Annotated in this window: 26 protein-coding genes; 14 read left to right on the forward strand and 12 right to left on the reverse strand. The window is 67.1% G+C overall.

Annotation, left to right across the window (positions count from 1 at the left end; all coding sequences use genetic code 11):
• The first annotated feature begins 88 nt into the window (after positions 1 to 88).
• Positions 89 to 1,807, forward strand: coding sequence for a M14 family metallopeptidase (locus tag AC07OY_RS11100; protein ID WP_495042632.1), 1,719 nt, complete (start codon positions 89 to 91; stop codon positions 1,805 to 1,807).
• 138 nt (positions 1,808 to 1,945) lie between these two features.
• Here the strand turns inward: AC07OY_RS11100 and AC07OY_RS11105 are convergent, their stop codons facing one another.
• The 7 genes from AC07OY_RS11105 to AC07OY_RS11135 all read right to left on the reverse strand — a co-directional run bounded on the left by AC07OY_RS11105 (position 1,946) and on the right by AC07OY_RS11135 (position 6,901).
• A complete protein-coding gene (locus AC07OY_RS11105) occupies positions 1,946 to 2,323 on the reverse strand; it encodes an RDD family protein (protein ID WP_495042633.1) in 378 nt (125 codons plus the stop codon).
• A gap of 79 nt (positions 2,324 to 2,402) precedes the next feature.
• Entirely contained in the window at positions 2,403 to 2,915 is a 513-nt protein-coding gene (locus AC07OY_RS11110; RefSeq protein ID WP_495042634.1) for a hypothetical protein, read from the reverse strand.
• Between the two features lie 42 nt (positions 2,916 to 2,957).
• Positions 2,958 to 3,365 carry a DUF6228 family protein gene (locus AC07OY_RS11115; RefSeq protein ID WP_495042635.1) on the reverse strand — a complete coding sequence of 136 codons (408 nt, stop codon included), beginning with the start codon at positions 3,363 to 3,365 and terminating at the stop codon, positions 2,958 to 2,960.
• A 298-nt stretch (positions 3,366 to 3,663) separates the two neighbouring features.
• Positions 3,664 to 3,975: a DUF2695 domain-containing protein gene (locus tag AC07OY_RS11120; protein ID WP_495042636.1), complete on the reverse strand. Its 312-nt coding sequence runs from the start codon at positions 3,973 to 3,975 to the stop codon at positions 3,664 to 3,666.
• A gap of 57 nt (positions 3,976 to 4,032) precedes the next feature.
• Positions 4,033 to 4,509, reverse strand: a complete 477-nt coding sequence (locus AC07OY_RS11125; protein ID WP_495042637.1) for a hypothetical protein — start codon at positions 4,507 to 4,509, stop codon at positions 4,033 to 4,035.
• A 554-nt stretch (positions 4,510 to 5,063) separates the two neighbouring features.
• On the reverse strand, positions 5,064 to 6,050 hold the full coding sequence (locus AC07OY_RS11130; protein WP_495042638.1) for a substrate-binding domain-containing protein: 987 nt from the start codon (positions 6,048 to 6,050) through the stop codon (positions 5,064 to 5,066).
• Positions 6,047 to 6,901 carry a 23S rRNA (adenine(2030)-N(6))-methyltransferase RlmJ gene (locus AC07OY_RS11135; protein ID WP_495042639.1) on the reverse strand — a complete coding sequence of 285 codons (855 nt, stop codon included), beginning with the start codon at positions 6,899 to 6,901 and terminating at the stop codon, positions 6,047 to 6,049. The genes AC07OY_RS11130 and AC07OY_RS11135 overlap by 4 nt, the downstream gene beginning before the upstream one ends.
• Before the next feature lie 113 nt (positions 6,902 to 7,014).
• Between AC07OY_RS11135 and AC07OY_RS11140 the strand changes: the two genes are divergently transcribed.
• The gene (locus AC07OY_RS11140; protein ID WP_495042640.1) at positions 7,015 to 8,097 is read left to right on the forward strand and encodes an alkene reductase; all 1,083 of its coding nucleotides are present in this window, start codon (positions 7,015 to 7,017) and stop codon (positions 8,095 to 8,097) included.
• Between the two features lie 113 nt (positions 8,098 to 8,210).
• Positions 8,211 to 9,455 (forward strand): PEP-CTERM sorting domain-containing protein, encoded by a 1,245-nt coding sequence (locus AC07OY_RS11145; RefSeq protein ID WP_495042641.1) that lies wholly within the window; start codon positions 8,211 to 8,213, stop codon positions 9,453 to 9,455.
• On the opposite strand, the gene AC07OY_RS11150 is transcribed toward AC07OY_RS11145, so the two are convergent.
• Positions 9,415 to 10,542: a hypothetical protein gene (locus tag AC07OY_RS11150; RefSeq protein WP_495042642.1), complete on the reverse strand. Its 1,128-nt coding sequence runs from the start codon at positions 10,540 to 10,542 to the stop codon at positions 9,415 to 9,417. The genes AC07OY_RS11145 and AC07OY_RS11150 overlap by 41 nt on opposite strands.
• Positions 10,542 to 11,108, reverse strand: coding sequence for an MOSC domain-containing protein (locus tag AC07OY_RS11155; protein ID WP_495042643.1), 567 nt, complete (start codon positions 11,106 to 11,108; stop codon positions 10,542 to 10,544). Before AC07OY_RS11155 ends, AC07OY_RS11150 begins: the two co-directional genes overlap by 1 nt.
• A 97-nt stretch (positions 11,109 to 11,205) precedes the next feature.
• Between AC07OY_RS11155 and AC07OY_RS11160 the strand changes: the two genes are divergently transcribed.
• Complete coding sequence (locus AC07OY_RS11160) at positions 11,206 to 12,459, forward strand: cation:proton antiporter (RefSeq protein ID WP_495042644.1); 1,254 nt, start codon at positions 11,206 to 11,208, stop codon at positions 12,457 to 12,459.
• Complete coding sequence (locus AC07OY_RS11165) at positions 12,456 to 13,571, forward strand: YbdK family carboxylate-amine ligase (RefSeq protein ID WP_495042645.1); 1,116 nt, start codon at positions 12,456 to 12,458, stop codon at positions 13,569 to 13,571. Before AC07OY_RS11160 ends, AC07OY_RS11165 begins: the two co-directional genes overlap by 4 nt.
• Here the strand turns inward: AC07OY_RS11165 and AC07OY_RS11170 are convergent.
• Positions 13,568 to 14,443, reverse strand: coding sequence for a helix-turn-helix domain-containing protein (locus AC07OY_RS11170; RefSeq protein WP_495042646.1), 876 nt, complete (start codon positions 14,441 to 14,443; stop codon positions 13,568 to 13,570). The two genes, AC07OY_RS11165 and AC07OY_RS11170, sit on opposite strands and share 4 nt — an antisense overlap.
• Before the next feature lie 103 nt (positions 14,444 to 14,546).
• Between AC07OY_RS11170 and pobA the strand changes: the two genes are divergently transcribed.
• Positions 14,547 to 15,719, forward strand: a complete 1,173-nt coding sequence (gene pobA / locus AC07OY_RS11175) for a 4-hydroxybenzoate 3-monooxygenase (RefSeq protein ID WP_495043519.1) — start codon at positions 14,547 to 14,549, stop codon at positions 15,717 to 15,719.
• On the opposite strand, the gene AC07OY_RS11180 is transcribed toward pobA, so the two are convergent.
• Positions 15,698 to 16,606 (reverse strand): LysR family transcriptional regulator, encoded by a 909-nt coding sequence (locus AC07OY_RS11180; RefSeq protein WP_495042647.1) that lies wholly within the window; start codon positions 16,604 to 16,606, stop codon positions 15,698 to 15,700. The two genes, pobA and AC07OY_RS11180, sit on opposite strands and share 22 nt — an antisense overlap.
• A gap of 97 nt (positions 16,607 to 16,703) precedes the next feature.
• On the opposite strand from AC07OY_RS11180, the gene AC07OY_RS11185 reads away from it, so the two are divergent.
• From AC07OY_RS11185 to AC07OY_RS11220, 8 genes are read left to right on the forward strand one after another with little or no spacing between them, the layout of a single operon-like run.
• A complete protein-coding gene (locus AC07OY_RS11185) occupies positions 16,704 to 17,423 on the forward strand; it encodes a substrate-binding domain-containing protein (protein ID WP_495042648.1) in 720 nt (239 codons plus the stop codon).
• Positions 17,420 to 18,448 (forward strand): amidohydrolase family protein, encoded by a 1,029-nt coding sequence (locus tag AC07OY_RS11190; RefSeq protein ID WP_495042649.1) that lies wholly within the window; start codon positions 17,420 to 17,422, stop codon positions 18,446 to 18,448. The genes AC07OY_RS11185 and AC07OY_RS11190 overlap by 4 nt, the downstream gene beginning before the upstream one ends.
• A 2-nt stretch (positions 18,449 to 18,450) precedes the next feature.
• A complete protein-coding gene (gene ligK / locus AC07OY_RS11195; protein ID WP_495042650.1) occupies positions 18,451 to 19,134 on the forward strand; it encodes a 4-carboxy-4-hydroxy-2-oxoadipate aldolase/oxaloacetate decarboxylase in 684 nt (227 codons plus the stop codon).
• A gap of 1 nt (position 19,135) precedes the next feature.
• A complete protein-coding gene (locus tag AC07OY_RS11200; protein WP_495042651.1) occupies positions 19,136 to 20,050 on the forward strand; it encodes an amidohydrolase family protein in 915 nt (304 codons plus the stop codon).
• A complete protein-coding gene (ligA, locus tag AC07OY_RS11205; protein WP_495042652.1) occupies positions 20,050 to 20,490 on the forward strand; it encodes a protocatechuate 4,5-dioxygenase subunit alpha in 441 nt (146 codons plus the stop codon). Before AC07OY_RS11200 ends, ligA begins: the two co-directional genes overlap by 1 nt.
• A gap of 2 nt (positions 20,491 to 20,492) precedes the next feature.
• Positions 20,493 to 21,359 (forward strand): class III extradiol dioxygenase subunit beta, encoded by an 867-nt coding sequence (locus AC07OY_RS11210; RefSeq protein WP_495042653.1) that lies wholly within the window; start codon positions 20,493 to 20,495, stop codon positions 21,357 to 21,359.
• Positions 21,359 to 22,312, forward strand: coding sequence for a Gfo/Idh/MocA family oxidoreductase (locus tag AC07OY_RS11215; RefSeq protein WP_495042654.1), 954 nt, complete (start codon positions 21,359 to 21,361; stop codon positions 22,310 to 22,312). The genes AC07OY_RS11210 and AC07OY_RS11215 overlap by 1 nt, the downstream gene beginning before the upstream one ends.
• A complete protein-coding gene (locus AC07OY_RS11220; RefSeq protein ID WP_495042655.1) occupies positions 22,309 to 23,295 on the forward strand; it encodes an aldo/keto reductase in 987 nt (328 codons plus the stop codon). The genes AC07OY_RS11215 and AC07OY_RS11220 overlap by 4 nt, the downstream gene beginning before the upstream one ends.
• Here the strand turns inward: AC07OY_RS11220 and AC07OY_RS11225 are convergent.
• Positions 23,292 to 24,800: a CoA-acylating methylmalonate-semialdehyde dehydrogenase gene (locus tag AC07OY_RS11225; RefSeq protein WP_495043520.1), complete on the reverse strand. Its 1,509-nt coding sequence runs from the start codon at positions 24,798 to 24,800 to the stop codon at positions 23,292 to 23,294. The genes AC07OY_RS11220 and AC07OY_RS11225 overlap by 4 nt on opposite strands.
• Between the last annotated feature and the right edge of the window lies 1 nt (position 24,801).

The following is a 24,801-nucleotide window of genomic DNA, read 5'->3' on the forward strand; positions in this document are numbered from 1 at the left end:
TTGGGCGCTCGCGGCGGCCGGCTTCGGACAATCCGCGGCACTTGAAAGCCCCTAGTTCTGGGGGCCCTGCAAAGAGACACGCCGCGCCATGCCCACCGCACTGCCCAACCCACGCTTCGACCATTTCTACCGCCACGACGAGCTGACGGCCCTGCTGTTCGCCTATGCCGAGGCCAGGCCCAACCTGGTGTCGGTGCGCTCCATCGGCAAGAGCTACGAAGGCCGTGACATCTGGGTCGTCGTCATCACCAACCTCGCCAGCGGCATGGACATCGACAAGCCGGCGATGTGGATTGACGGGAACATCCACGCCGCCGAGCTGACCGCGTCGACGACCTGCCTCTACTACATCCACCATCTGCTGAAGGAGCATGGCGGCACGTCGGCCGACGCCCAGCAGATCAACCGCCTGCTGGACTCGCGCACCCTCTACATCGTGCCGCGGCTCAACCCCGACGGCGCCGAGCTGGCCCTGGCCGACCGCCCGCGCCACATCCGCAGTTCGACCCGCCCCTATCCCTACACGGAAGAGCCCGTCGACGGCCTGACCATGGAGGACGTGGACGGCGACGGCCGCATCCTGACCATGCGCGTGCCCGACCCGCACGGCGGCTACAAGAAGCACCCGGCCGACCCGCGCCTGATGGTGGCGCGCGAGCCCGGCGAACAGGGCGGCGAGTACTACCGCCTCATCCCCGAGGGCTTCATCAAGAACCACGACGGCCTGACCGTGAAGGTCAATTCGGACCGTGAAGGGCTGGATCTGAACCGCAACTTCCCTGGCGAATGGCGCCAGGAGTTCCAGCAGCTGGGCGCCGGCCCCTACCCGACCAGCGAGCCCGAGGTGCGGGCCATGGTGGACTTCATCACCCAGCATCCCAACATCGGCGCGGCCATCAGCTATCACACCCACAGCGGCGTCATCCTGCGCCCCTGCGGCACGCGCAGCGACAAGGACATGACGCCCGAGGACCTGTGGCTGTTCCAGAACTTCTCGGCCCTGGGCGAGAAGCACACCGGCTACCCGGCCGTCAGCATCTACGAGGACTTCCGCTACCACCCCAAGGACGTCATCACCGGCACCCAGGACTGGGTCTACGAGCACCTGGGCGCGCTGTTCTGGGTTGTCGAGCTGTGGTCGCCCAGCAAGGAGGCCGGCGTCGAGGTCGAGAAGTTCATCGACTGGTACCGCCAGCACCCGGTCGAGGACGACCTCAAGCTGCTGAAGTGGAGCGACGAGAAATGCGGCGGCCAGGCCCATGTGGACTGGGTGCCCTTCCAGCATCCGCAGCTCGGCGCGGTCGAGATCGGCGGCTGGGACAAGATGAACTACTGGCGCAACCCGCCGCCCGCCCTGCGCGAGCGCGAGGCCGCCCGCTTCCCGGCCTGGATGACGCAGATCGCCATGAGCCTGCCCCAGCTGGAGCTGATCCGCACCGAAGTGCGTGCCCTCGGCCCCGACATGTGGCGGGTGCGCATGGCCGTGGCCAATGCAGGCTATCTGCCGGCCTATGTGACGCAGCGGGCGCTGGAGCGCAAGACGGTGCGCGGCGTCATGTTCGAGATCCACATGCCCACGGGCGACCCGGCCATCAGCCTGGTCAACGGCAAGGAACGCATGGAAGGCCCGCAGCTCGAGGGCCATGCGCCCAAGCAGAGTCAATTGGCGTTCCTGTTCAACAAGCAGCCGACGGGCGACCGCGCCGTGGCCGAGTGGGTGGTGCGTGCACCGGTGGGTACGCGGATCGCACTGTCGGCCAGCGCCGAGCGCGCCGGCCTGATTCGCACGGAAGTCGTGCTGGATTGAGTGAAGTCCTGCGGCGCACCTGTTGCGCCGCTCCTCAGGATGCCCTTGAGGTCGTCCGGACTGCGCAGGACTGAAGCCTGCGGTGGCATGTCCGCTCGATGGAGGGGTTGGGTTCGTGATTGCACGCCTGACGGTGGTTCATAGTGTGACCACCTTCGTTCCTGCGAGAAAGTCGCCAAGCCGCCTGCGCTGCCGGCCGACAAGGAGGGCCAAATCGAATATGCCAAGTACTACGAGCGAGATGTTTCGCACGAACGACCGCCAAACAGTGCAGGGCTTGCCAGTGGCAGCTTGAACCACCGCGATGTTCGTGAAGCGCTTGCCGAGACTTTGCCCCCTTGGAAGGGCATCGCAGAACAGGATGTACAAGAGCCAGGCTACGAAGAGCCATTCGAGCGGCCACGCGAAGTATTTGGCTACAGCGTAAGTTGCCACCCCAAAAGCAAGAGCAACGAGCCCATCGATGAACTGAGCCGTAAATCGGCTTCCGATGGACGCAAGGGGACTCGAGTTCACAAGACCTCCGGATGTGTGATGTCAGCGAGAGTGCTTGGGCGGCGCAGCCGTCCGCTGCAGCAAAAGGGTTAGCCACCATTCATGTGTAGCGCCGCGCTTGGCCGGTAGCCATGGAGAACACGACCTTGCGACCGGACACCAGCTCAACCACCAGCTCGTCTCGATGATTCGCTGCGATGCCATTTACCCAGGCCATATGCGAAACCGTGCGCCTGAGTTGCGTTCTATCGCTGTAGAGATCAGCCAAGCGAACAGCTCGCACCAACTTGCCTTGGCTATAGAAGTGAAGGACTTCCAACTGCAGCGTGCTGTTCTTCGGCACAAGATTCAGCCCGTCGAACGCAACAACCAATGCTGCGCCATCGTTCGACACAAAAATCCATCTGTGCCACCCGGCTATGGACCACAGGACTTCGGCCCCACCTTTGCGAGAGACGACTGTGCGGCCTGACTTCGGATCAGAGTCCGCACAAACGGCGCCAGACGTAGAGCAGGTAACGGACCTTTCAGGCGGCGCAAGCGGCTCATCCGCCCGAGCGATCGACAGCAATCCAAGAAGGGCCAGAACCGGAACTAGCGTGAGCATCTTCATGGCGGTTAACGTGTCCGCTGCAGCAAAAGGTTAGGTGGCGCTTCACGCATGAACTAGATCCCTTGCCTCTACCGCAAGCTTGGCAAGTTGCCCGAATTCAGTTTCCAGCCCAGCGCGAAGCCGCCATTCTTCAGGCGCCCCTGACATGCCGCTCATGCTGACTTGACATGTCACCGCACCGAGACTGGTGCATGCCACGGCCAACTCCAAGTCGCCTTCAAGCGAAGCCCAAGTACGAGTGCCTGCCCAAGGCGCCTCGAGAGCGGCTAGCTCGGCGAAGAAGTGGACCAACCCAGCAACATCACCCGTCTCGACCCACACCTCTACGGCACCCGAAAGCGACGGCCCCTCCAGGGTAGCAACGAGATATGACTCTCCCCGCGCGGCGATCCGAAGGGCTCGACTGGAATTCGAAGAGTGGAGGGTGAGCAACGAATTTTCCTGTGCCACTTAACGCCGCCGCTGTGCGGCGAGCAAGGGCGCTTCGCCGTTGCGAGTCGGTACCTGATCGTAGCTCGGTGTAGTCGAGATACCGAGAGTTCCCACCGCACTCCAGGGGTGCAGATCTGATGCCCAAGGCGCGTCGCGAAACACCGCGCAAGCCGCGGAGAACTCTGAAGCTCCAAGCACCCGCTGCAGAGCCCCTTGATCGTACTCAAACTTCAAGGTCGTCCACGCCATTTCCCGACTAACCACGGTCATCTCCGCGATGGCTAACGTGCAAGCTCGGCGGACGGCAACCGGAGAGTCATTGGTTCTGTTCCCAGTGATCCGCTGCATTCGCGATGACCTCGCAGTCGCAGAAGCCGCCATGACTCTTCAGCCAATCCAGCACTGAAGCCTCGGCTTGCCGATGTTCCGTGATCCATTGATTCGTGATTCGAAACGTGTGATCGCATCCAGAATCCTCGACATGCGCGTCCACTGTGTTGAACAGCGATTCCAGCAGGGCATCAGACATTGGAAATGCAGCGCGTGCGAGTTGCCTTTGCTTGAGCTTCCACTCGTTCTTCCGATCTCTGTCGTTCAAATTCATCAGCCCCTCGCCTTTGCCGTTCAACGTTTGAATTCAGTGGGCCGGTCAGCGCAGCAGGCGCAGGTCCACCTCAATGAGAGGCTAGAGGTCTTTTGGCAAAAGCACACGATAGATTTCATCACCCCGGTGCTCAATTCTTAGGCGGCGCCCCTCAGTCAGCTTCAGTTGAAAGTTCGGCTTTTCAGCTAGACCGCATGAACTTATGAGCGCCCCCTCAAATACAAACTCCTTTCCGCCCAGCATGAACGAGTAAGCAAATGGAGCGGAGCGCCCGAATCGCTCAAGCCGCGACACCACGCCCTCCGTGACCTCGAAGTTGCCAGCGCGAACGCTACTTAGACAAGCTTGGTGGCGCGAGAAGCCGGTCGCAAGCGTCACAGCAGCAACGGCTAAAAACAGCGTAGATATCGCAAGCACGAAATAGGAGCGATCCGGAAACGCCGTCCTCCTCGCCCTCTTCAATGACACGGCGAAAACCGTCATGCCAAAGAGAGCCCACAGCGCAAAGAACCACAAGCCGCTGGTTATGCCGTCGCGGGTGATGTCGTAAGCGACCATTGCCTGAGCCGGACCTCTAGCGTCTGAATTCAGCCGACCAGCCAGCGTAGCTGGCGCAGGTCCACTGCAATGAACAGCTATGCGGCATTCCCGCGCTTTCGCTTCGCCTTTCGACCAATGTCCGCAGCAGCAGAGAGCTCTTCGGCACTCGGGACGCTGACGAGCTGGCTGGGAGGGCTGGGGCTATCTGTTTCAACGATCTCAAAAGTGACGCGATCGCCAACCTTCAAGCAAATTCCAGTGCACCAGGTCAACTGTCGAGGGGCAGGCTTGGTGAGCTGAAGGCCCAGGACTTCGAAACCAATCTCCTCCAGCTTTATCGAGGAAGCTGAGCCCGCACCCCAAGCGACTTGCCCACTGAGAAGCGCAAGTCGCTCGGCGCCAGCGACCGCGACTAGTTCTCCATTAACCTCGACACGCAATGCAGGGATTTTCATGACGGATAACTATTAGTTTGTCCAGCGCGACATGCTGCAGAACTCGCCGCCATGCCGCTTAACCCAGCTGGACTCTGCCCTAGCAAGTCGTTGACCGGCATCCGTCATTCGCAGCCCTCAAGTCGCCCGAACCACCAGCTCCGTCGGCATGATCTCGCTGGCCGCATCCTGGCCGCCGATGAGGTCCAGCACCTTGCGCGCCAGCAGCACGCCGCCGTGGTGCCAGTCCTGGCGCACGCTGGTCAGCGGCGGCGCAAAGCTCTGGGCGGCGGGTGAGTCGTCATAGCCGATGACCGACACGGCGTCGGGCACGGCCAAGCCGGCATCGGTGAAGGCGCGCACCGCGCCCATGGCGAGCAGGTCGCTGGCGGCGAACAGGCCATCGGGGGCCTTGCCTCCCTTGGCCAGATGGGCCTGCACGGCCGTGAAGCCGGCGCCGAAGGTGAAGGCGGCCGGCGTCAGCGTCTGGCACTTCAGCCCGGCCTTCTTCAGCGCCTTGGCAAAGCCCTGCTGGCGGTCGCGGATCTCGGCATGGCGCACATCGCCGAGGAAGAGCAGCTCGCGCCGCTGCAGCGCGATCATGCGTTCGGCCGCGCAGGCGCCGCCATGGGCGTTGTCGCCGCCGACAACGATGGAGTCGCCGCGGCCATGCTCGGCGCCCCAGACCACCATGGGCAGGCCCATGGCCGCCGCCGACTTCACCGCCGAGCCGTTGGCGCCCTGCCCGAGCAGGATGAGGCCGTCGGCCGAGGCCGCCATGCCCTGGCCGGGGCTCTGCAGGGCCGACAGCAGCACGCTGTAGCCGCGCGATGTCAGCTCCTGGGTGATGCCGCCCAGCAGCTGCAGCGGGTAGGCGTCGGTCATAGGCCGGTCGGTGTCGGGCTGCATCTCCAGCATGACGGCCACCATGTGGCTGCGGCGCAGGCGCAGATTGCGCGCATGGTGGTTGAAGCGGTAGCCCGCAGCCTCGGCCAGGGTCTTGATGCGCTCGCGCGTGGCCGGTGTGACCGAGGGGCTGTCGCGCAGCGCGCGGGAAACAGTGATGGTCGACACGCCGGCGAGAGCGGCGATCTGCTCCATCGTGACCGGCTTGCTGTCGGTCATGCCGCCTTCTGCTCCAGCACGTAGTTGGCGCCGTCGTACTGCCCCAGGCGTTCCACCAGCAGGGGCAGGCATTCGGCCAGCTCGTCGTGCAGCGTGAAAGGCGGGTTGGCGATGAACATGCCGCTGCCCAGCATGCCGAAGCCGCGCTCGTCGGCCTGGGCCACGGTCAGGCGCACATGCAGCCAGCCCTTCTTGGCGGCGGCATCGGCGCTGGCCTTGAGGCGCTGGGCGAGCTGCGTCGATTCGAGCAGCTGTAATTGCGGATACCAGACCATGACGACGGTGTCGGCCGCGCGCTCCAGCGCCTCGCGCAGGGCCGCCAGCACCTTGCCGTAATCGGTCTTGATCTCGTAGGACGGGTCCATCAGCAGGGCCGCGCGGCGTGTCGGCGACGGCAGCTCGGCCTTGATGGCTGTAAAGCCGTCGCGGTCGCTGACCTGGGTGTTGGGCCGGCTCTCCAGGTAGCTGGTGAGGATGCGGTGGTCGGTCGAGTGCAGCTCGTAGACGCGCAGCCTGTCGGTCTCGCGCAGCAGGAAGTTGGCAATCGCCGGCGAGCCCGGGTATTGGCGCAGCTGGCCGTCCGGATTGAAGGCCTTCACCAGGCTCATGTAGTCGGCCAGGGGCGCCGGCAGGTCCTTGCGGTCATAGAGCCTGGCGACGCCCTCGCCGTACTCGGCTTTCTTCTGCGCATAGCGGCCCTCGACCGAGTAGCCGCCGGCGCCGGCATGGGTGTCGATCAGCGTGTAGGGCTTGTCCTTTTCACCCATGTAGCGCAGCACGCGGGTCAGCACGAGGTGCTTGAGGACGTCGGCATGGTTGCCGGCATGGAAGGCGTGGCGGTAGGCGAGCATGGGCCTATTGTCCAACGCTGCTCGCTAACACATCCCCCATCAACCCCGCCAGGACGGGGAAAGGGGCCCGGAGCCAGACTTGCAACCATCCTGACCGGCCCTATCTCACCGCCATGCCTACCCTCTTCGACCCCGTCCGCTTCGGCGACATCCCGCTGGCCAACCGCGTCGTCATGGCGCCGCTGACGCGCAATCGCGCGACGCGCCAGATCCCGCATGAGCTCCACGTCGAGTACTACCGCCAGCGCGCCGGCGCCGGCCTGCTGATCACCGAGGCGACCCAGATCCGCCCCGATGGCCAGGGCTATTTCGACACCCCCGGCATCCATTCGCCCGAGCAGGTCGCCGGCTGGAAGCAGGTCACTGACGCCGTGCATGCTGCAGGAGGCAGGATCGTCGTGCAGCTCTGGCATGTGGGCCGCATCTCGGTCAACAGCCTGCAGCCCGGCGGCCAGCAGCCGGTGTCGTCCACCAGCCGCGCCGCCAAGACCAAGACCTATGCGGCCCATGGCGAGCTGGTGCCGACCGACGCGCCGCGCGCGCTCGAGACCCATGAGATCCCGCAGCTGATCGCCGACTATGTGCAGGCCGCCAAGAACGCCATCGCGGCTGGCTTCGACGGCGTCGAGGTGCACAGCGCCAACGGCTATCTGCTCGACCAGTTCCTGCGCGACAGCGCCAATGACCGCAACGACGAGTACGGTGGCTCCATCGAAAACCGCGCCCGCCTGCTCATCGAGGTCATGACGGCCATCGCCGCCACCATCGGCGCGGGCCGCACCGCGCTGCGCCTGAGCCCCGTCACGCCGAGCAATGACATCGGCCAGGACAGCAACCCCCAGGCCCTGTTCAACTATGTGGCCGAGCAGCTCGCCCCTCTGAAGCTGGCCTTCCTGGAAGTGGTGGAAGGCGCCACCGGCGGTGCGCGCGACATCGCCCCCTTCGACTACGCCGAGCTGCGCCGCCGCTTCAACGGCCCCTATATCGCCAACAACGGCTATGACCGCGCCATGGCCCTGGATGCCATCGCCAGCGGCAAGGCCGACGCCATCGCCATCGGCCGGCCCTTCATCAGCAATCCCGACCTCGTCGATCGCATCCGCGACGACCAGCCCTGGGCTGCGCCGCAGAAGGAGACCTTCTATGGCGGCGGCGCCCAGGGCTACACGGACTACCCGGCGCTGAAACAGGCTTGATTCATACGCCGCCGATATGGCGGCGCGATGTTTCAGATATTTGACGACTGGATTTGCCGTCTCTAGTGTTGGGGCCGTCCTTGGGACGACCCCATAAATACTGGAGACAAGCAATGAACCGCCTTCTGGCACTGGCCTTGATGGCCAGCCTCGCCGGGCCCGCCCTCGCGGCCGACCCCATCAAGATCCTCTTCGTCGGCAACAGCTACACCTTCGGCCGCGTCGACCCGGTGATGAGCTACAACGCCGCCGCCGTGCACGACCTGACGGCCGGCTTCGCAGCCATCAACCCCGCCGGCACCAATCCGAGCTTCGAGCCCCATCCCTGGGGTGGCGTGCCGGGCATCTTCAAGAAGATGACGGACGAGGCGGGCCTGAACTACGACGTCTCGCTGTCCACGCGCAATGCGGCCTCACTGCGCGGCCAGTTCCTGAACACGGCGAACTCGGACTGGAATCTGCGCGGCAATGTCGCCAGCCAGAAGTGGGACACCGTCGTGCTGCAGGAGCAGAGCGACGCGGCCCTGCCGGCCGGCAAGGGCAAGAACGCCAACCTGGCGACCTTCAACGCCTATGCCGACCAGTTCGAGCGCTTCATCCACAACGGCGCGGCGCAAAGCTACAAGGAGACCGCGCTGTTCGGCGGACTCGCGGCCTGCATGGCCACCGGCCTGTCGCAGACCAGCTGCAACACGACGCGCAATATCGCGGCCAACGGCAACGCGAGCACCGCCACCAAGGTCTATCTGGAACAGACCTGGGCCCGGCCCGACATGGTCGAGGCGCACAAGATCACGACGCCCGACTTGGCGACCGCCGACGGGCGCCCCATCGTCGACACCAGCGCCGCCGGCGGCAACGCCACGCTGTACTACAACAGCCTGGCGGACATGACGGCCGACCTGCACGACTCTTTCTATGCCAAGGCCGCGTCCAACCCGGGCTTTGCCGGCGTGGTGCCGGTGGGCGACGCCTTCCAGCGCGCCGTCGACCAGGGCCTGGCCCAGGGCAGCGGCTTCTACAACGCCGGCGGCACCTTCGCCGAGACGGCCGGGGCGCTGAACCTGTGGTGGCTGGACCGCACGCACGCGAGCAAATACGGCTCCTATCTGTCGGCCCTGACGCTGTTCGGCAGCATCACCGGCCGCGATCCGCTGAGCCTGGGTGGGGGCGAGCAGGCCGCCATCGACCTCGGCATCGACTCGACGACGGCGCTCGCCCTGCAGCGCGTGGCCAGCCAGCAGCTGGGCTTCACGACGGCCGTGCCCGAGCCGCAGAGCCTGGCCCTGCTGCTGGCGGGCCTGGGCCTCATCGCCCTCAGGACTGGAAGGCGCCGGGGCTCGTCGCGGGCCCGCTGAAGGCCAGCGTCCCGCGCGGGTGGCGGTACTCGCGCGTCGGCACGAGCTTCAGCCCGCCACCCTCGCCGGCATCCATGGCCTTGCCGCGCAGAGCCGCAGTGGGCTTGAGCCGGTAGTCGTCGCGCGCCGCACGCACGAACTCGTCCCAGTCGGCGGTGAAGTTGGCCCGCCGGGTCCAATGGCCCTCGGCCGCCAGCTTCGGGCCGCCGACGAGCAGGTTGTTGGCCAGCACCACCTCGGCCTGCGGCGGCGTCACGCGCAGCCAGATGCCACCACTGGGCTTCTGATCCACCAGCGTGTTGTTGACGAGGTAGAGGGCCTGCTGGGCCCACTTCGCGCCCTCGACGCCGAAGGAGATCACATGGTCGTTCTCCGTCGTCGAGCTCTGCATGATGAGGTTGCCCATGACGACGGCAACGCCGCCGTAGGGGAACTCCAGTTCATAGCTGGCGCGGCCGCCGATCTCGTCGCTGAGGCGGTTGTAGAGGATGTGGTTGAGGGCCGCGCGGCTCTTCAGCAGATGGCCGAGCTGGCCGTGGTGGAAATTGCTGCCCGTCACGGCCAGGCGCTTGATGGCGCCGACATAGAGGTTGTGCGTCCTGCCCTCGCGCAAGGCGATGGGGCCGAAGTCGCAGTCGACGATGTCGAGCTCGATGCCGTCGTCATTCGCCGTCAGCACACCGTTCTCGTTGTCGCGAAAGCCGCAGTCCACCAGGGTCAGCGAGCCGGCCTCCAGGCGGATGCCAGCGCCGTTGCGGTCCGGCACCGTGGCGCCGATGAAGTCGAAGCCCTCGATGCGCTGGCGCCGGCCCGCCATGACGAACAGGCCCTTGCCCTGGGCATGGGCGCCCGCCGCGACCAGGCGCACGCGGCCGCCGACGGCACGCAACACCAGCTCGTGCTGGGGCCAGGTGGCGACGTCGGCCACGTACTCGCCCGCGTCGACCTCGATGACCATGCCGTCGCGCGCCTGGCGCGCCGCCGCGGCCAGCGACTTGACCGCGCGCCGTGGCCCGACCTGCAGCACCGGCCCGGCATGGGCGGCGAGTGGCAGCAGCCCCGCGGCCAGCAGCGCGCGACGCTGCATCAGCGCGCCTTTTTCATCTTGGCCTTGAACAGTTCGACGATGCCGACCTCGCGCGGACCGGCGATCAGCTCGAAACCATCGCCGGCCGCGATGCTGCCCTCGCGCCTCACGGCCAGATAGAAGCCGCAATAGCCGCTCTGGGTCATCAGCTTGGCGGCCTGGTTGAAGCCCATGTGGGCATTGAACTTGAAGCAGGGGTAGCGCGGCTCGGAAACGACGAGTTCGCAGTCGGGGAAACGCAGCACATCGCCGATCCAGACCTTGCTCTCCAGCAGGCCCGACAGCGTCAGGTTCTCGCCGCAGTCGCCCGGCTGCAGCGCGCCTTCCACCTTGGCCTGGCCGCGCACCGTCTGCCAGAAGGCGTAATGCTCCTGCGCATAGGCATAGACGGCCTTGCTGAGGCCGCCATGCACGCTGAGGTCGGCCTGCTCGTCGCCGTCCAGCGACAAAGGCCCGACCGCGACACGGCCCTCGCGCGGGCGCTTGCGGATGGCCGAGTCCAGGGCCTGGCCGGAGGTTGCGACGAAATGTTCGACGCGGGCGGTGTTCACGCTGAGGACTTGCATGCCCGTCATTGTCCAGGAGGCTTTTCGGCATGTTGGCCTACAAGGCCGCCCGGGGCGTCCGTCTAGGCTTGCGAAAAAACCTCCAAAGGGAGACTTCATGAATGCACTCGACACCGGCGCACGGGTCTGGGCCGGCTTGGCCGTGCCACCGTCCAGCGCGCTGATGTTCATCGTCGGCGTGCTGCTGGCCGGCGCCCTGGCCGGGGAGTTCATCGCCGCGACGACGCGCCTGCCGCGCGTGGTCGGCTACACGCTGGCAGGCTGCGTCGCGGCCGCCTTCGGCCATGGCGTGGCCATGCCGCTGTCGGGCGCAGCCCAGACCGTCACCGACCTGGCCCTCGGACTGCTCCTGTTCGAGATCGGCAGCCGCGTGCATCTGCGCTGGCTGGCCCGCAACCCCGGCTTGGCCCTGACCAGCCTCGCCGAGGCCCTGCTCAGCGCTGTCGCGGTGGCCGGGGTGCTGCGCCTCTTCGACCTCAGCTGGCAGACGGCCATCGCCTGCGCCATCCTGGCCATGCCGGCGCCGGCCGCCGTGTCGGGCCGCGTCGCGATGGAGCTGGGCGCCGCGGGTCAGGTCACGCAGCGGGCCTCGCTGCTGACGGCGCTGAACACGCTGTATGCGGTCGTCGCGCTGATCCTGATGCGCACCTGGTGGGCCGCCGACGATGGCGGCAGCCTGCCGCAGGCGCTGGCCGGCCTGGCCATCTCGATGCTGACGACGCTGGGCCTGGCGGCCCTGCTGGCCGGCGCCGTCTACCTCGTCGCGCGGCGCCTGGACCTGCGCAACGAGAGCGCCGTGCTGCTGCTGTTCGGCCTGGTCGCCTTCGCCATCGTGGCGGCACGCGCCATCGGCGTGTCGACGCTGCTGATGCCCCTGCTGGCCGGCCTGCTGCTGCGCAATACGAGCGACAGGCCCTGGGTCTGGCCGCGCCACTTCGGCACCTCGGGCGGGGCCCTGGTGCTGATGCTCTTCGTCATCGTCGGCTCGGCCTGGTCGCCCAAGATCCTGGTGGCCGGCGGCTTCGCGGCCCTGGCTTTGCTGGCGGCCCGCTTCATCGCCAAGACGGTCGCCATCGTCGCCCTCGCCCCCATGGCCAAGGCCAGCTGGCGCCAGGGCCTGGCCCTGTCCATCACGATGACGCCGCTGTCCGCCACGGCCCTGGTCATGCTCAGCGAGCTGATGCGCGCCGAGCCCGAGCTGGCCGCGGGCGCCGTGCCCATCATCCTGGCGGCCATTGCCGTGCTGGAGCTGGTCGGCCCCATCGCCGTGCAGTTCGCGCTGCGCCTGGCCGGCGAGCTGCCGCCGGCGCCCAAGCGCCGCAAGAACAACAACAAGGAGGCCTCTGAATGAGCCTCGGTACCTTCTCCAAATCACAGCCCCTGACGCTGGGCGTCGAGCTGGAGCTGCAGATCGTCAACAGCGACGACTACGACCTCGCGCCCGTCTCGGGCGACCTGCTGCGGCTGATGGAAAAGCGCAGCATCCCCGGCGACGTGAAGCCCGAGATCACCAGCAGCATGATCGAGCTGGCCACCGGCGTCTGCACGGGCTTCGGCCAGGTGCTGTCGGAGCTGGGCCAGATCCGCGACGCGCTGGTGGACTGCGCCGAAAAGCTGGACGTGAGCCTGTGCGGCGGCGGCACGCATCCCTTCCAGCACTGGAAGCGCCAGCGCATCTTCGAGACGCCGCGCTTCCACGAGCTGTCTTCGCTGTATGGCTACCTGTCCAAGCAGTTCACCATCTTCGGCCAGCATGTGCACATCGGCTGCCCGAGCGCCGACGAGGCCCTGGTGCTGCTGCACGGCATGAGCCGCTTCATCCCGCATCTGATCGCACTGGCCGCCTCCTCGCCCTTCGTGCAGGGCGAGGACACCGGCTTCGATTCGGCACGGCTGAACTCGGTGTTCGCCTTTCCGCTGAGCGGCCGCGCGCCCTTCGTGCAGACCTGGGACGACTTCGAGACCTACTTCACCAAGATGACGCGCACCGGCGTCGTTTCGGGCATGAAGGACTTCTACTGGGACATCCGTCCCAAGCCCGAGTTTGGCACCATCGAGGTCCGCGTGCTGGACACGCCGCTGACCATCGAGAAAGCCGCCGCAGTCGCCGGCTTCATCCAGTGCCTGGCGCGCTGGATCACGGTCGAGAAGCCCTTCAAGCTCAGCGAAGACGACTACCTGCCCTACACCTTCAACCGCTTCCAGGCCTGCCGCTTCGGCCTGGACGGCACCTTCGTCGATCCCGAGACGGGCGAGCACCGCGTGCTGCGCGACGACCTCATCGCCGTGCTGAGCCGCCTGGACACCCATGCCGGCGACCTGCGCGCCGAGGCCGCGCTGCAGTATGTGCGCCGCGAGATCAACGGCATCGGCAACGACGCCTCCTGGCTGCGCCGCGTGGAAGAGGAAAACCATCTGCTGCCCGAGGTGGTGAGGCGGGCGGCCAAGCGCTGGCACGGCTAGCGGGCGTCCCGCCACGCGCTCGGCGACTGCCCCGTCAGCCGCTGGAAGAAGCGCGTGAAATAGGCCGGATCGGCAAAGCCCAGACCGTCGGCGATCTGGCGCACCTGCAGCGTCGTGTAGCCCAGCTCGCGCTTGGCCTCCAGCAGCAGGCGCTGGTGCAGCACGTCCAGGGCCGAACAGCGCAGATGCTGTCGGCACAGGCGGTTGAGCTGGGTGGTCGTGATGCCCAGCGGCGCGGCCAGCGTGTCCAGCGTCGGGTGGCGGCGGAAGTGAAGTTCGACCTGCTCGCGGTAGCGCGCCAGATGCTGCATGGCACGCCCTTCGGGCTCGCGCGCGACCTCGGCGCTCAACGGCGGCAGGCGGGCCACCAGGGCGGCGGCCATCAGCAGGGCGCCGTCCAGGGCCTGAGTGCGCCAGGGTGAGGTCGCCGCATGGTCGTCCCGCAACGCCCGCAGCAGAGCGAACAGCGCATGCTGGCGCGGCAGGACAGTGGCACGCGAAGCGGCGAGCCCTTCCCACAGCCCGCGCGTGTCGCCCATCAGGCGCCTGATCCGGGCCTGGTCCAGCGTCAGCACATGGCCCCGCGTTTGCGGCGAGAACGCGAAGCCATGCACCACCAGCATGGGCACCCAGACGACGGCCGGTGCCCGCAGCTCCAGCAGCTGTCCGTCGATCTGCACGCGGGCCTGGCCGGACTCGATCAGCAGCAGTTGCACCAGGCTCGCATGCCGGTGCGGCTGGATTTCCCAATTGTGCAAGCGGCTGCGGTCCGCAATGGACTCCATGTGCAGCCCGTCCAGGGCCGTATCCCGCCCCATCTCACCATAGAGCTCGTAAAGCGGTGGCGACACGGCGTGCGGGAGCTTGGACATGGGTTCGAATTGTGCAAGTCCACGTTCCTGGCGTCCATTCCCCGCGACTGGCACGCGGCCTAGGCTAGAGGCAGCAACGGAGTGGGACGAAGCGATGAAAACACTGCGCACCCAGGTGCTCATCGTCGGTGCCGGGCCCTCGGGCCTGCTGCTCGGCCAGCTGCTGCACCGGGCCGGCATCGCCAACCTCATCGTCGAGCGCCAGACCGGCGCCCATGTGCTGAGCCGCATCCGCGCCGGCGTGCTGGAGCAGACCACGGTCGAGCTGCTGGACCGGGCCGGCGTGGCGGCCCGCCTGCATGCCGAAGGCCTGGTGCATCACGGCTTCGAGCTGATGTTCGACGGCCAGCGCCATCACATCGACCTGAGCCGGCTGACCGGCGGCAAATCGGTCATGGTCTATGGCCAGACCGAGGTGACGCGCGACCTGATGGAGGCCCGCGCCACGGCCGGCGAGCCGACGCTTTACTCGGCCGCCGACGTGGAGCTGTTCGGCTTCGACGGCGATGCGCCCGGCGCGCGCTGCACGGTGGACGGCGAGCGCGTCGAGATCCTGTGCGACTACATCGCCGGCTGCGACGGCTATCACGGCGTCAGCCGCGCCAGCGTGCCGGCCAGCGCGCTGCAGACGCATGAGAAGGTCTACCCCTTCGGCTGGCTGGGCCTGCTCAGCGACACGCCGCCGGTCTCGCACGAGCTTATCTACGGCCGCCACGAGCGCGGCTTCACGCTGTGCAGCATGCGCTCGGCCACACGCAGCCGCTACTACCTGCAGGTGCCGCAGGGCGAGCATGCCGAGCACTGGAGCGACGAGCGCTTCTGGACCGAGCTGCGCGCGCGCATCGACCCCGCCGCGGCTGCCGCTCTCGTCACCGGACCATCGCTGGAGAAGAGCGTCGCGCCGCTGCGCAGCTTTGTCGCCGAGCCCATGCGCTTCGGGCGGCTCTTCCTCGCCGGCGACGCCGCCCACATCGTGCCGCCCACCGGCGCCAAGGGGCTCAACCTGGCTGCGTCGGACGTGCACTACCTGTCCCAGGCCCTCATCGAGCACTACCGCGAACGCAGCGAGGCCGGCATCACCCACTACTCGGCGCGCTGCCTGTCGCGCGTCTGGAAAGCCGAACGCTTCTCCTGGTGGTTCACCAGCCTGATGCACCACCTGCCCAACGAACCCGAGATCGACGCCCGCCTGCACCGCGCCGAGCTGGAATACGTCGTCAGCTCCGAGGCGGCGATGGCGTCGATGGCCGAGAACTACGTCGGCCTGCCCTGGTGAGCACGCGGCTCACGCACCAACTTCATCAACAGCGCGGCGGTGCGCTGGGTCAGCGGGGTGGAGCGCTTCAACGCCGGCGTGACCAGACAGAGCGTGGTCTTCACATCGACCGCCTTGAAGCGCGTGACGGCCAGACGCTCCGGATGTTCGAAGGCCCGCAACACGTCCTCGCCCAGGGCCGCATGGCCCAGGCCCGCCGCGACGAGATCGAGGATAGCCGGCACGCTGGAGACCTCCCAGTCCACCCGCAGCTGCACGCCGGCCATGGCCGCGGCCTCCTCCATGCGCTTGCGAAATACATGGCCGCGCTGCGGCATGATCAGCGGATAGCGCGACAGCTCCGCCAGCGTCAGCGGCCCCTTGGGCGCGGCCCGGGCCGGGCTCAGCAGCAGCAGCGATTCCTCGCGCAGCGGCAGGATTTCCAGCGCCGGCAGCGGCTCGGGGTTGTAGACCAGGGCCAGGTCAGCCCGGCCCGACACCAGCCACTCGGTCAGATGCGTGGAGAAGCCCTCCATGACGACGAGGCGGGCACGCGGGCAGGCGTCCTTGAAGGCTTCGATCAGTGGCAGGGTCAGCATGCGCGCCTGGGTCGGCGGCATGGCGACGACGATCTGGCCGACGGGCTCGTTGCGGTGGGCGCTCAGGTCCTCGCGCGCCTGGGTCACCAGATGCAGGATGCCCTGGCCATGCTCGAACAGGCGCCGCCCGGCTTCGGTCAGTTCCACGCCGCGGCCATTGCGCAGGAACAAGGTCTCGTGCAGTTCGGTCTCCAGGGCCCGCACCTGGCGGCTCAGGGCCGGCTGGGCCACGCCCAGCACCAGGGCGGCCTTGCTGAAGCTGCCGTGCTCGGCGACCTGGATGAAGTACTCGATCTGGTTCAGCGTCATGGACCGGCATCTTGGCAGAACCCATGCCGGATTGCTCTAGCTGCTAGCCCCGGCCAGACCTAGCGCAATAGAGCCGCGCTGCGAAGAATCACCCCTCATGAGCACCGCCCTGACCCTGATCTCGTCCATGGCCACCCGCCATCTGCTGACGGTGCTGGCGCAAGCCCATGCCAGGACCGGTGCACCGGCCGTGCATCTGGAATCCGTCGGCGGTGTGGATGCCGCCAGGCGCGTGCAGGAAGGCGAGGCCTTCGACGTCGTCGTGCTCGCGAGCGATGCGATCGCCAGGCTGGAGGCCGCCGGCCGGCTCAAGCCCGGCAGCGTGCGGCCCATTGCCGATTCCAGCGTCGAGATCGCGGTGCAGGCTGGCGCCGGCGTGCCGGACGTTGGCAGCGAGGCCGCCCTGCGCGCCGCTGTGCTGCAAGCCCGCGCCATCGGCTATTCGACCGGCCCCAGCGGCACGGCCTTGATGCAGCTGTTCGAGCGCTGGGGCCTGGCCGACACGCTGAAGGGCCGCCTCGTGCAGGCCCGCGCCGGCGTGCCGGTCGGCAGCCTGATTGCCAGCGGCGAGGTCGAGATCGGCTTTCAGCAGCTCAGCGAGCTGATGGACCTGCCCGGCATCACGCTGCTCGGTGGCATGCCGCCCGGCACGGAGATCGTCAGCCGCTTCAGCGGCGCGGTCACCGCGAATGCAGCCCGGCCAGACGCCGCCCAGGCCCTGCTGGACTTCATGGCCAGCCCCATCAACGATGCCCTCAAGCAGCAGCACGGCATGCGCGCCGCGCACGGATCCCATCCCTCGGAGACCCATTCATGATCATCGACGTCCACGGCCACTACACGACGGCACCGGCCGCACTGGGCGCCTGGCGCGACCTGCAGATCGCCGGTCTCAAGGACCCGTCCAAGGCCCCCAAGGCCAGCGAGCTGAAGATCAGCGACGACGAGCTGCGCGAGTCCATCGAGACCAACCAGCTCAAGCTGATGAAGCAGCGCGGCTCGGACCTGACCATCTTCAGCCCGCGCGCCAGCTTCATGGCCCACCACATCGGCGACTTCAACACCTCCGCAACCTGGGCCGCCATCTGCAACGAGCTCTGCTACCGCGTCAGCCAGCTCTTTCCCGACCACTTCGTGCCGGCCGCCATGCTGCCGCAGTCGCCCGGCGTGGACCCGGCGAGCTGCATTCCCGAACTCGTCAAATGCGTGGAGCAGTACGGCAATGTCGGCATCAACCTGAACCCAGATCCGTCGGGCGGCCACTGGACCAGCCCGCCGCTGACCGACAGACACTGGTATCCCGTCTACGAGAAGATGGTCGAGCTGAACATCCCGGCCATGATCCATGTCTCGACCAGCTGCAACGCCTGCTTCCACACCACCGGCGCCCACTACCTGAACGCCGACACGACGGCCTTCATGCAATGCCTGACGGGCGACCTGTTCAAGGATTTCCCGACGCTGAAGTTCCTCATCCCCCACGGCGGCGGCGCCGTGCCCTATCACTGGGGGCGCTTCCGCGGCTTGGCTCAGGAACTGAAGAAGCCGCTGCTGGACGAGCATCTGCTGAACAACATCTTCTTCGACACCTGCGTCTATCACCAGCCCGGCATCGACCTGTTGACCGACGTGATCCCGGTCAAGAACATCCTGTTCGCCAGCGAGATGATCGGCGCGGTGCGCGGCATTGACCCCGAGACCGGCCACTACTACGACGACACCAAGCGCTATGTGGCGGCAACGGCCAACCTGACCGACGAGGAGCGTCATATGGTCTACGAGGGCAATGCGCGCCGCGTCTTCCCGCGCCTGGACGCACAACTGAAAGCGAAAGGCCTCTGACCATGTACGAACTTGGCGTTGTCTACCGCAACATCCAGCGCGCCGACCGCGCGGCCGCCGATGGCCTCGCCGCTCTCGGCTCGGCCACCGTGCACGAGGCCATGGGCCGCGTTGGCCTGCTCAAGCCCCATATGCGACCCATCTATGCTGGAGCGCAGGTCTCGGGCACGGCTGTGACGGTGCTGCTGCACCCCGGTGACAACTGGATGCTGCATGTGGCTGCGGAGCAGATCCAGCCGGGGGACATCGTCGTCGCGGCCATCACGGCGGAATGCACGGACGGCTATTTCGGCGACCTGCTCGCCACCTCCTTCCAGGCCCGCGGCGCGCGCGCCCTCGTCATCGACGCCGGCGTGCGCGACGTGAAGACGCTGCAGCAGATGGGCTTCCCGGTCTGGAGCAAGTGCATCAGCAGCAAGGGCTGCATCAAGGCCACCATCGGCTCGGTCAACATCCCCGTCGTCTGCGCCGGCATGCTGGTCTCGCCGGGGGACGTCATCGTGGCGGATGACGATGGCGTCGTCTGCGTGCCGGCCGCGCGTGCGGTCGAGACGCTGGAGGCGGCGCTGAAGCGCGAGAGCTTCGAAGGCGAGAAGCGCGCCAAGCTGGCTTCCGGCGTGCTCGGCCTGGACATGTACAAGATGCGTGAGCCGCTTGAAAAAGCCGGCTTGCGCTACATCGACTGATATGGAGTTCACCAAAACCCCCGGCTGGCTGGACTGGTACGCCAACCCCAGCAAGCCGCGCTTCCAGTTGCCGCCCGGCGCCGTGGATGCGCACTGCCACGTATTCGGCCCCGGCGCGCAGTTCCCCTTTGCACCGGAGCGCAAGTACACACCCTGCGATGCCAGCAAGGCGCAGCTGTTCGCGCTGCGCGACCACCTCGGCTTTGCGCGCAACGTCATCGTGCAGGCCACCTGCCATGGCGCCGACAACAGCGCGTTGCTGGAAGCACTGCAAAGCTCGGGCGGCAAGGCGCGCGGTGTCGTCACCATCAAGCGCGGCATCAGCGACGAAGAGTTGCAGCGCATGCACGAAGCCGGCGTGCGCGGCGTGCGCTTCAACTTCGTCAAGCGGCTGGTGGACTTCACGCCCAAGGACGAGCTGCAGGAGATCGCTGCACGCATCGCCAGGCTGGGCTGGCATGTCGTCATCTACTTCGAGGCCGCCGACCTGCCCGAGCTGTGGGACTTCTTCACCGCCCTGCCCACCACCGTCGTCGTCGACCACATGGGCCGGCCCGATGTGAGCAAGCCGGTCGACGGCCCCGAGTTCGCGCTCTTCCTGAAATTCATGCGCGAGAACACCAATGTGTGGAGCAAGCTCAGTTGCCCTGAGCGCCTGTCCGTCACCGGCCCGCGCGCGCTGGACGGCGAGCAGAACGCCTATCGCGACGTCCTGCCCTTCGCGCGCCGCGTCATGGACGAGTTCCCCGATCGCGTGCTGTGGGGCACCGACTGGCCCCACCCGAACCTGAAGGACCATATGCCCGACGACGGCCTGCTGGTGGACTTCATCCCGCACATCGCTCCGACGCCCGAGCTGCAACGCCAGCTGCTGGTGACCAACCCGATGCGCCTCTACTGGCCGGAGGAGTGCTGATGCCTCTCGACAAGTCCTACACCGACATCCCCGGCACCACCATCTTCGACGCCGAGCAGTCCCGCAAGGGCTATTGGCTGAACCAGTTCTGCATGTCGCTGATGAAGGCCGACAACCGCACCCGCTTCAAGGCGGACGAGCGCGCCTATCTGGACGAGTGGCCGATGACCGATGCGCAGAAAGCGGCCGTGCTGGCGCGCGACCTCAACGAATGCATCCGCTTGGGCGGCAATATCTACTTCCTAGCCAAGATCGGCGCGACCGATGGCCGCAGCTTCCAGCAGATGGCGGGCAGCATGACGGGCATGACCGAAGAGGAGTACCGCAACATGATGATCGCCGGCGGCCGCTCCGTGGAGGGCAACCGCCGCATCGGCGAGGACGGTGACGCGCAGGCGCACCGCCAGCCCCAGGGAAAAGCCAGCAAGGGGAAGAAGTAAACGTGGCCCGCATCACTGCTTCCGTCTACACCTCGCACGTGCCCGCCATCGGCGCGGCGCTGGACCTGGGCAAGACCGCCGAGCCCTACTGGCAGCCCGTCTTCGCCGGCTACGAGCCGTCCAAGCGCTGGTTAGCCAACAACCGCCCGGACGTCGTCTTCCTCGTCTACAACGACCACGCCACGGCCTTCAGCCTCGACCTGATCCCCACCTTCGCCATCGGCACCGCGGCACGCTTCGAGCCGGCCGACGAGGGCTGGGGGCCGCGCCCGGTGCCGCCAGTCATCGGCCATCCCGAGCTGGCCGCGCACATCGCGCACAGCGTCATCCAGGACGACTTCGACCTGACCATCGCCAACAGGATGGACGTGGACCACGGCCTGACCGTGCCGCTGTCGCTGATGTGCGGCCAACCCGATCCCGTGAAAGGCGCCTGGCCCTGCACCGTCATCCCCTTCGCGGTCAACGTCGTGCACTACCCCGTGCCGTCGGGGCGGCGCTGCTTCATGCTGGGCCAGGCCATCCGCCGCGCCATCGAGTCCTTCGACCAGGACCTGAACGTGCAGATCTGGGGCACCGGCGGCATGAGCCACCAGCTGCAGGGGCCGCGCGCCGGCCTCATCAACCGCGAGTGGGACAACCGCTTCCTCGATCGCCTCATCAGCGAGCCGCAAGCGCTGTCTCTCGTCAAGCACGACGACTATGTGCGCGAGGCCGGCTCGGAGGGCATCGAGCTCGTCATGTGGCTGATCGCCCGCGGCGCGATGGCGGACATCGACGGTGGCGCCGCCCCCAAGGTCGCGCACCGCTTCTATCACGTCCCTGCGTCGAACACGGCGGTGGGACACCTGATCCTGGAGAACACCTGATGAGCAGCAAGATCAAGGTCGCGTTGGCCGGCGCCGGCGCCTTTGGCATCAAGCATCTCGACGGCATCAAGAACATTGGCGGTGTCGAGGTCGTCTCGCTGATCAGCCGCGAGCTGGACAAGACCCGCGAGGTCGCGGCGAAGTACGGCATCGGCCACGTCACCACCGAGCTGGCCGACAGCCTCGCCCTGCCCGAGGTCGACGCCGTCATCCTGTGCACACCCACGCAGATGCACGCCAGCCAGACCCTGGCCTGCCTGAAGGCGGGCAAGCATGTGCAGGTGGAGATCCCGCTGTGCGACGTGCTGGCCGATGGCGAGGAGGTCGTCAGCGTGGCGCAGAAGTCCGGGCTCGTCGCCATGTGCGGCCACACGCGGCGCTTCAATCCCAGCCACCAATGGGTACACAAGAGGATTGAGGCCGGTGAATTCAACATCCAGCAGATGGATGTGCAGACCTATTTCTTCCGCCGCAGCAACATGAACGCGCTGGGCCAGCCGCGCAGCTGGACCGACCATCTGCTGTGGCACCACGCCGCGCACACGGTGGACCTGTTCGCCTGGCAGGCCGGCAGTCCCATCGTGCAGGCGAACGCGCTGCAAGGCCCCATCCACCCGCAGCTCGGCATTGCGATGGACATGAGCATCCAGCTGAAGGCCGCCAATGGCGCGATCTGCACGCTGAGCCTGTCCTTCAACAACGACGGGCCGCTGGGTACCTTCTTCCGCTACATCGGCGACACCGGCACCTACATCGCCCGCTACGACGATCTCTTCAATGGCAAGGAAGAGAAGATCGACGTCAGCCAGGTGGACGTGTCCATGAACGGCATCGAGCTGCAGGACCGCGAGTTCTTCGCCGCCATCCGCGAGGGCCGTGAACCCAAGGGCAGCGTCGCGCAGGTGCTGCCTTGCTATCAGGTGCTGCACCAGTTGGAGCAGCAGTTGCAATGAAGACGCGCCGCATCGGGCCCTTCGAGGTCTCGGCCATCGGCCTGGGCTGCATGAACCTGAGCCACGCCTATGGCACGCCGCCGTCGCGCGAGGTGGCCGCCCAGGTGCTGGACGGTGCGCTGAACGGCGGCATCACGCTGTTCGACACGGCGGCCCTGTACGGCTTTGGCGCCAACGAGGAATTGCTTGGCAGCCTGCTGGCACCGCACCGCGAGCGCGTCGTGCTGACCAGCAAATGCGGCATGCAGGGCGTCGACGGCGTGCGCGTCATCGACGGGCGGCCGCAGACCATCCGGGCCAGCGTCGAGGCGAGCCTGAAGCGGCTGCGCACCGACGTCATCGACGTGCTCTATCTGCACCGCCTCGACCCCCAGGTGGCCGTGGAAGACAGCGTCGGCGCCATGGCCGACCTGGTGCGCGCCGGTAAGGTGAGGGCGCTGGGGCTGTCCGAGGTGTCGGCCACCACGCTGCGCCGCGCCCATGCCGTTCACCCCATTGCCGCCCTGCAGTCCGAATACTCGCTGTGGACGCGCAACCCCGAGATCGCCGCCCTCGAGGCCTGCCGTGAACTGGGCACGGCCTTCGTCGCCTTCAGCCCGCTGGCGCGCGGCTTTCTCGGTGGCCAGCTGCGCGACGTCAGCCAGCTCGAACCCAAGGACATCCGCCGCGCCATGCCGCGCTTCGCGCCCGAGCATTACGCGGCCAACCTCAAGCTGCTCGACGGCTTCGAGGCCGAAGCCGAGCGCCTGCACTGCGCCCCGGCCACGCTGGCCCTGGCCTGGCTGCTGCACCAGGGCGAAGACATCGTGCCCATCCCGGGCACCTCGCGGCCCGAGCACCTGTGGGCGCTCGTCGACGCACCCCGGCTGGCGCTGGACGATGCAACGCTGAAGCGGCTGGACACGCTGATCAACCAGCGCACCGTCAGCGGTGCCCGCTACAGCGCCGCCACCCAGGCCGAGATCGACACCGAGGAGTTCTAGGCCTTGCTGGACGGGAAGGCGAACACCGCCTTCTCGCGCACGCCCGACGACGGCCAGCGCTGCGTGATCTGCTTGCGCCGCGTGTAGAAGCGCACCGCGTCAGGCCCGTAGGCGTTCAGGTCGCCGAACAGCGAGCGTTTCCAGCCGCCGAAGGAGTGGTAGGCCACCGGCACCGGCAGCGGCACATTGACGCCCACCATGCCGACCAGGATGTGGTCGGTGAAGTGGCGGGCCGTCTCGCCGTCGCGCGTGAAGATGCAGGTGCCGTTGCCGTACTCGTGGGCGTTGATCATCGCCATCGCGGCCTCCAGGCTCTCGGCACGCACGATGCCCAGCACGGGGCCGAAGATCTCTTCCTCGTAGATGCGCATGCCGGGCTGCACGCGGTCGAACAGGCAGGGGCCGAGGAAGTAGCCTCCCTCATGTCCCGCCACCGTCAGGCCGCGGCCGTCGACGACGAGCTCGGCACCCTCTTCCACGCCCTGGTCCACATAGCCGCGCACCTTGTCCAGATGCGGCTTGGTCACCAGCGGGCCCATGTCGCAGCCCGCCTCGCGGCCCGAGCCTATCTTCATGCGAGCCATCTCGGCGACGAGCTTCTCGCGCACGGCATCGGCCGTCGTGTCGCCCACCGCCACCACCAGCGGGATGGCCATGCAGCGCTCGCCGCAGGAACCGAAGGCCGCGCCCATCAGCGCACTGACCGCGTTGTCCAGGTCGGCGTCGGGCATGACGACAGCGTGGTTCTTGGCGCCACCCAGGGCCTGCACGCGCTTGCCGTGCTTGGTGCCCGTCGAGTAGATGTACTCAGCGATCGGCGTCGAGCCGACAAAGCTGATGGCCTGCACGCGCGGGTCGGTCAGCAGCGTGTCCACCGCCTCCTTGTCACCGTTGACGACATTGAGCACGCCAGGCGGCAGGCCGGCTTCCTGGGCCAGTTGGGCGATGAAGAGGGTGCTGCTCGGGTCGCGCTCTGAAGGCTTCAGGATGAAGGTGTTGCCGCAGGCCACGGCCATGGGCCACATCCACAGCGGCACCATGGCCGGGAAGTTGAAGGGGGTGATGCCGGCGCAGACGCCCAGGGCCTGGAACTCCGACCAGGCGTCGATGCCCGGGCCGACATTGCGGCTGTGCTCGCCCTTCAGCAGCTCGGGCGCATAGCTCGCGTACTCGACGTTCTCGATGCCGCGCTGCAGCTCGCCCAGGCTGTCGGCCAGCACCTTGCCGTGTTCGTCGGTGATGAGGCGGCAGATCGTGTCCGCATGGGCCTCGAGCAGCTCCTTCAGCCGGCTCATGACGCGGGCGCGCTTGAGCGGCGGCGTGTTGCGCCAGGCGGGGAAGGCAGCCTGTGCGGCAGCGATGGCCGACTCGACGGTGGCGCGGTCGGCCAGGCGTACCTGCCCGCCGACCTGGCCGGTGGCGGGGTTGAAGACGTCGGCCGAGCGGCTGCCGCCGTCGACCTGCTGGCCGTTGATGAGATGGGTGATCACGGGGATGCTTTGAATT

The sequence above is a fragment of the Roseateles sp. GW821-FHT09H10 genome (assembly GCF_059415865.1).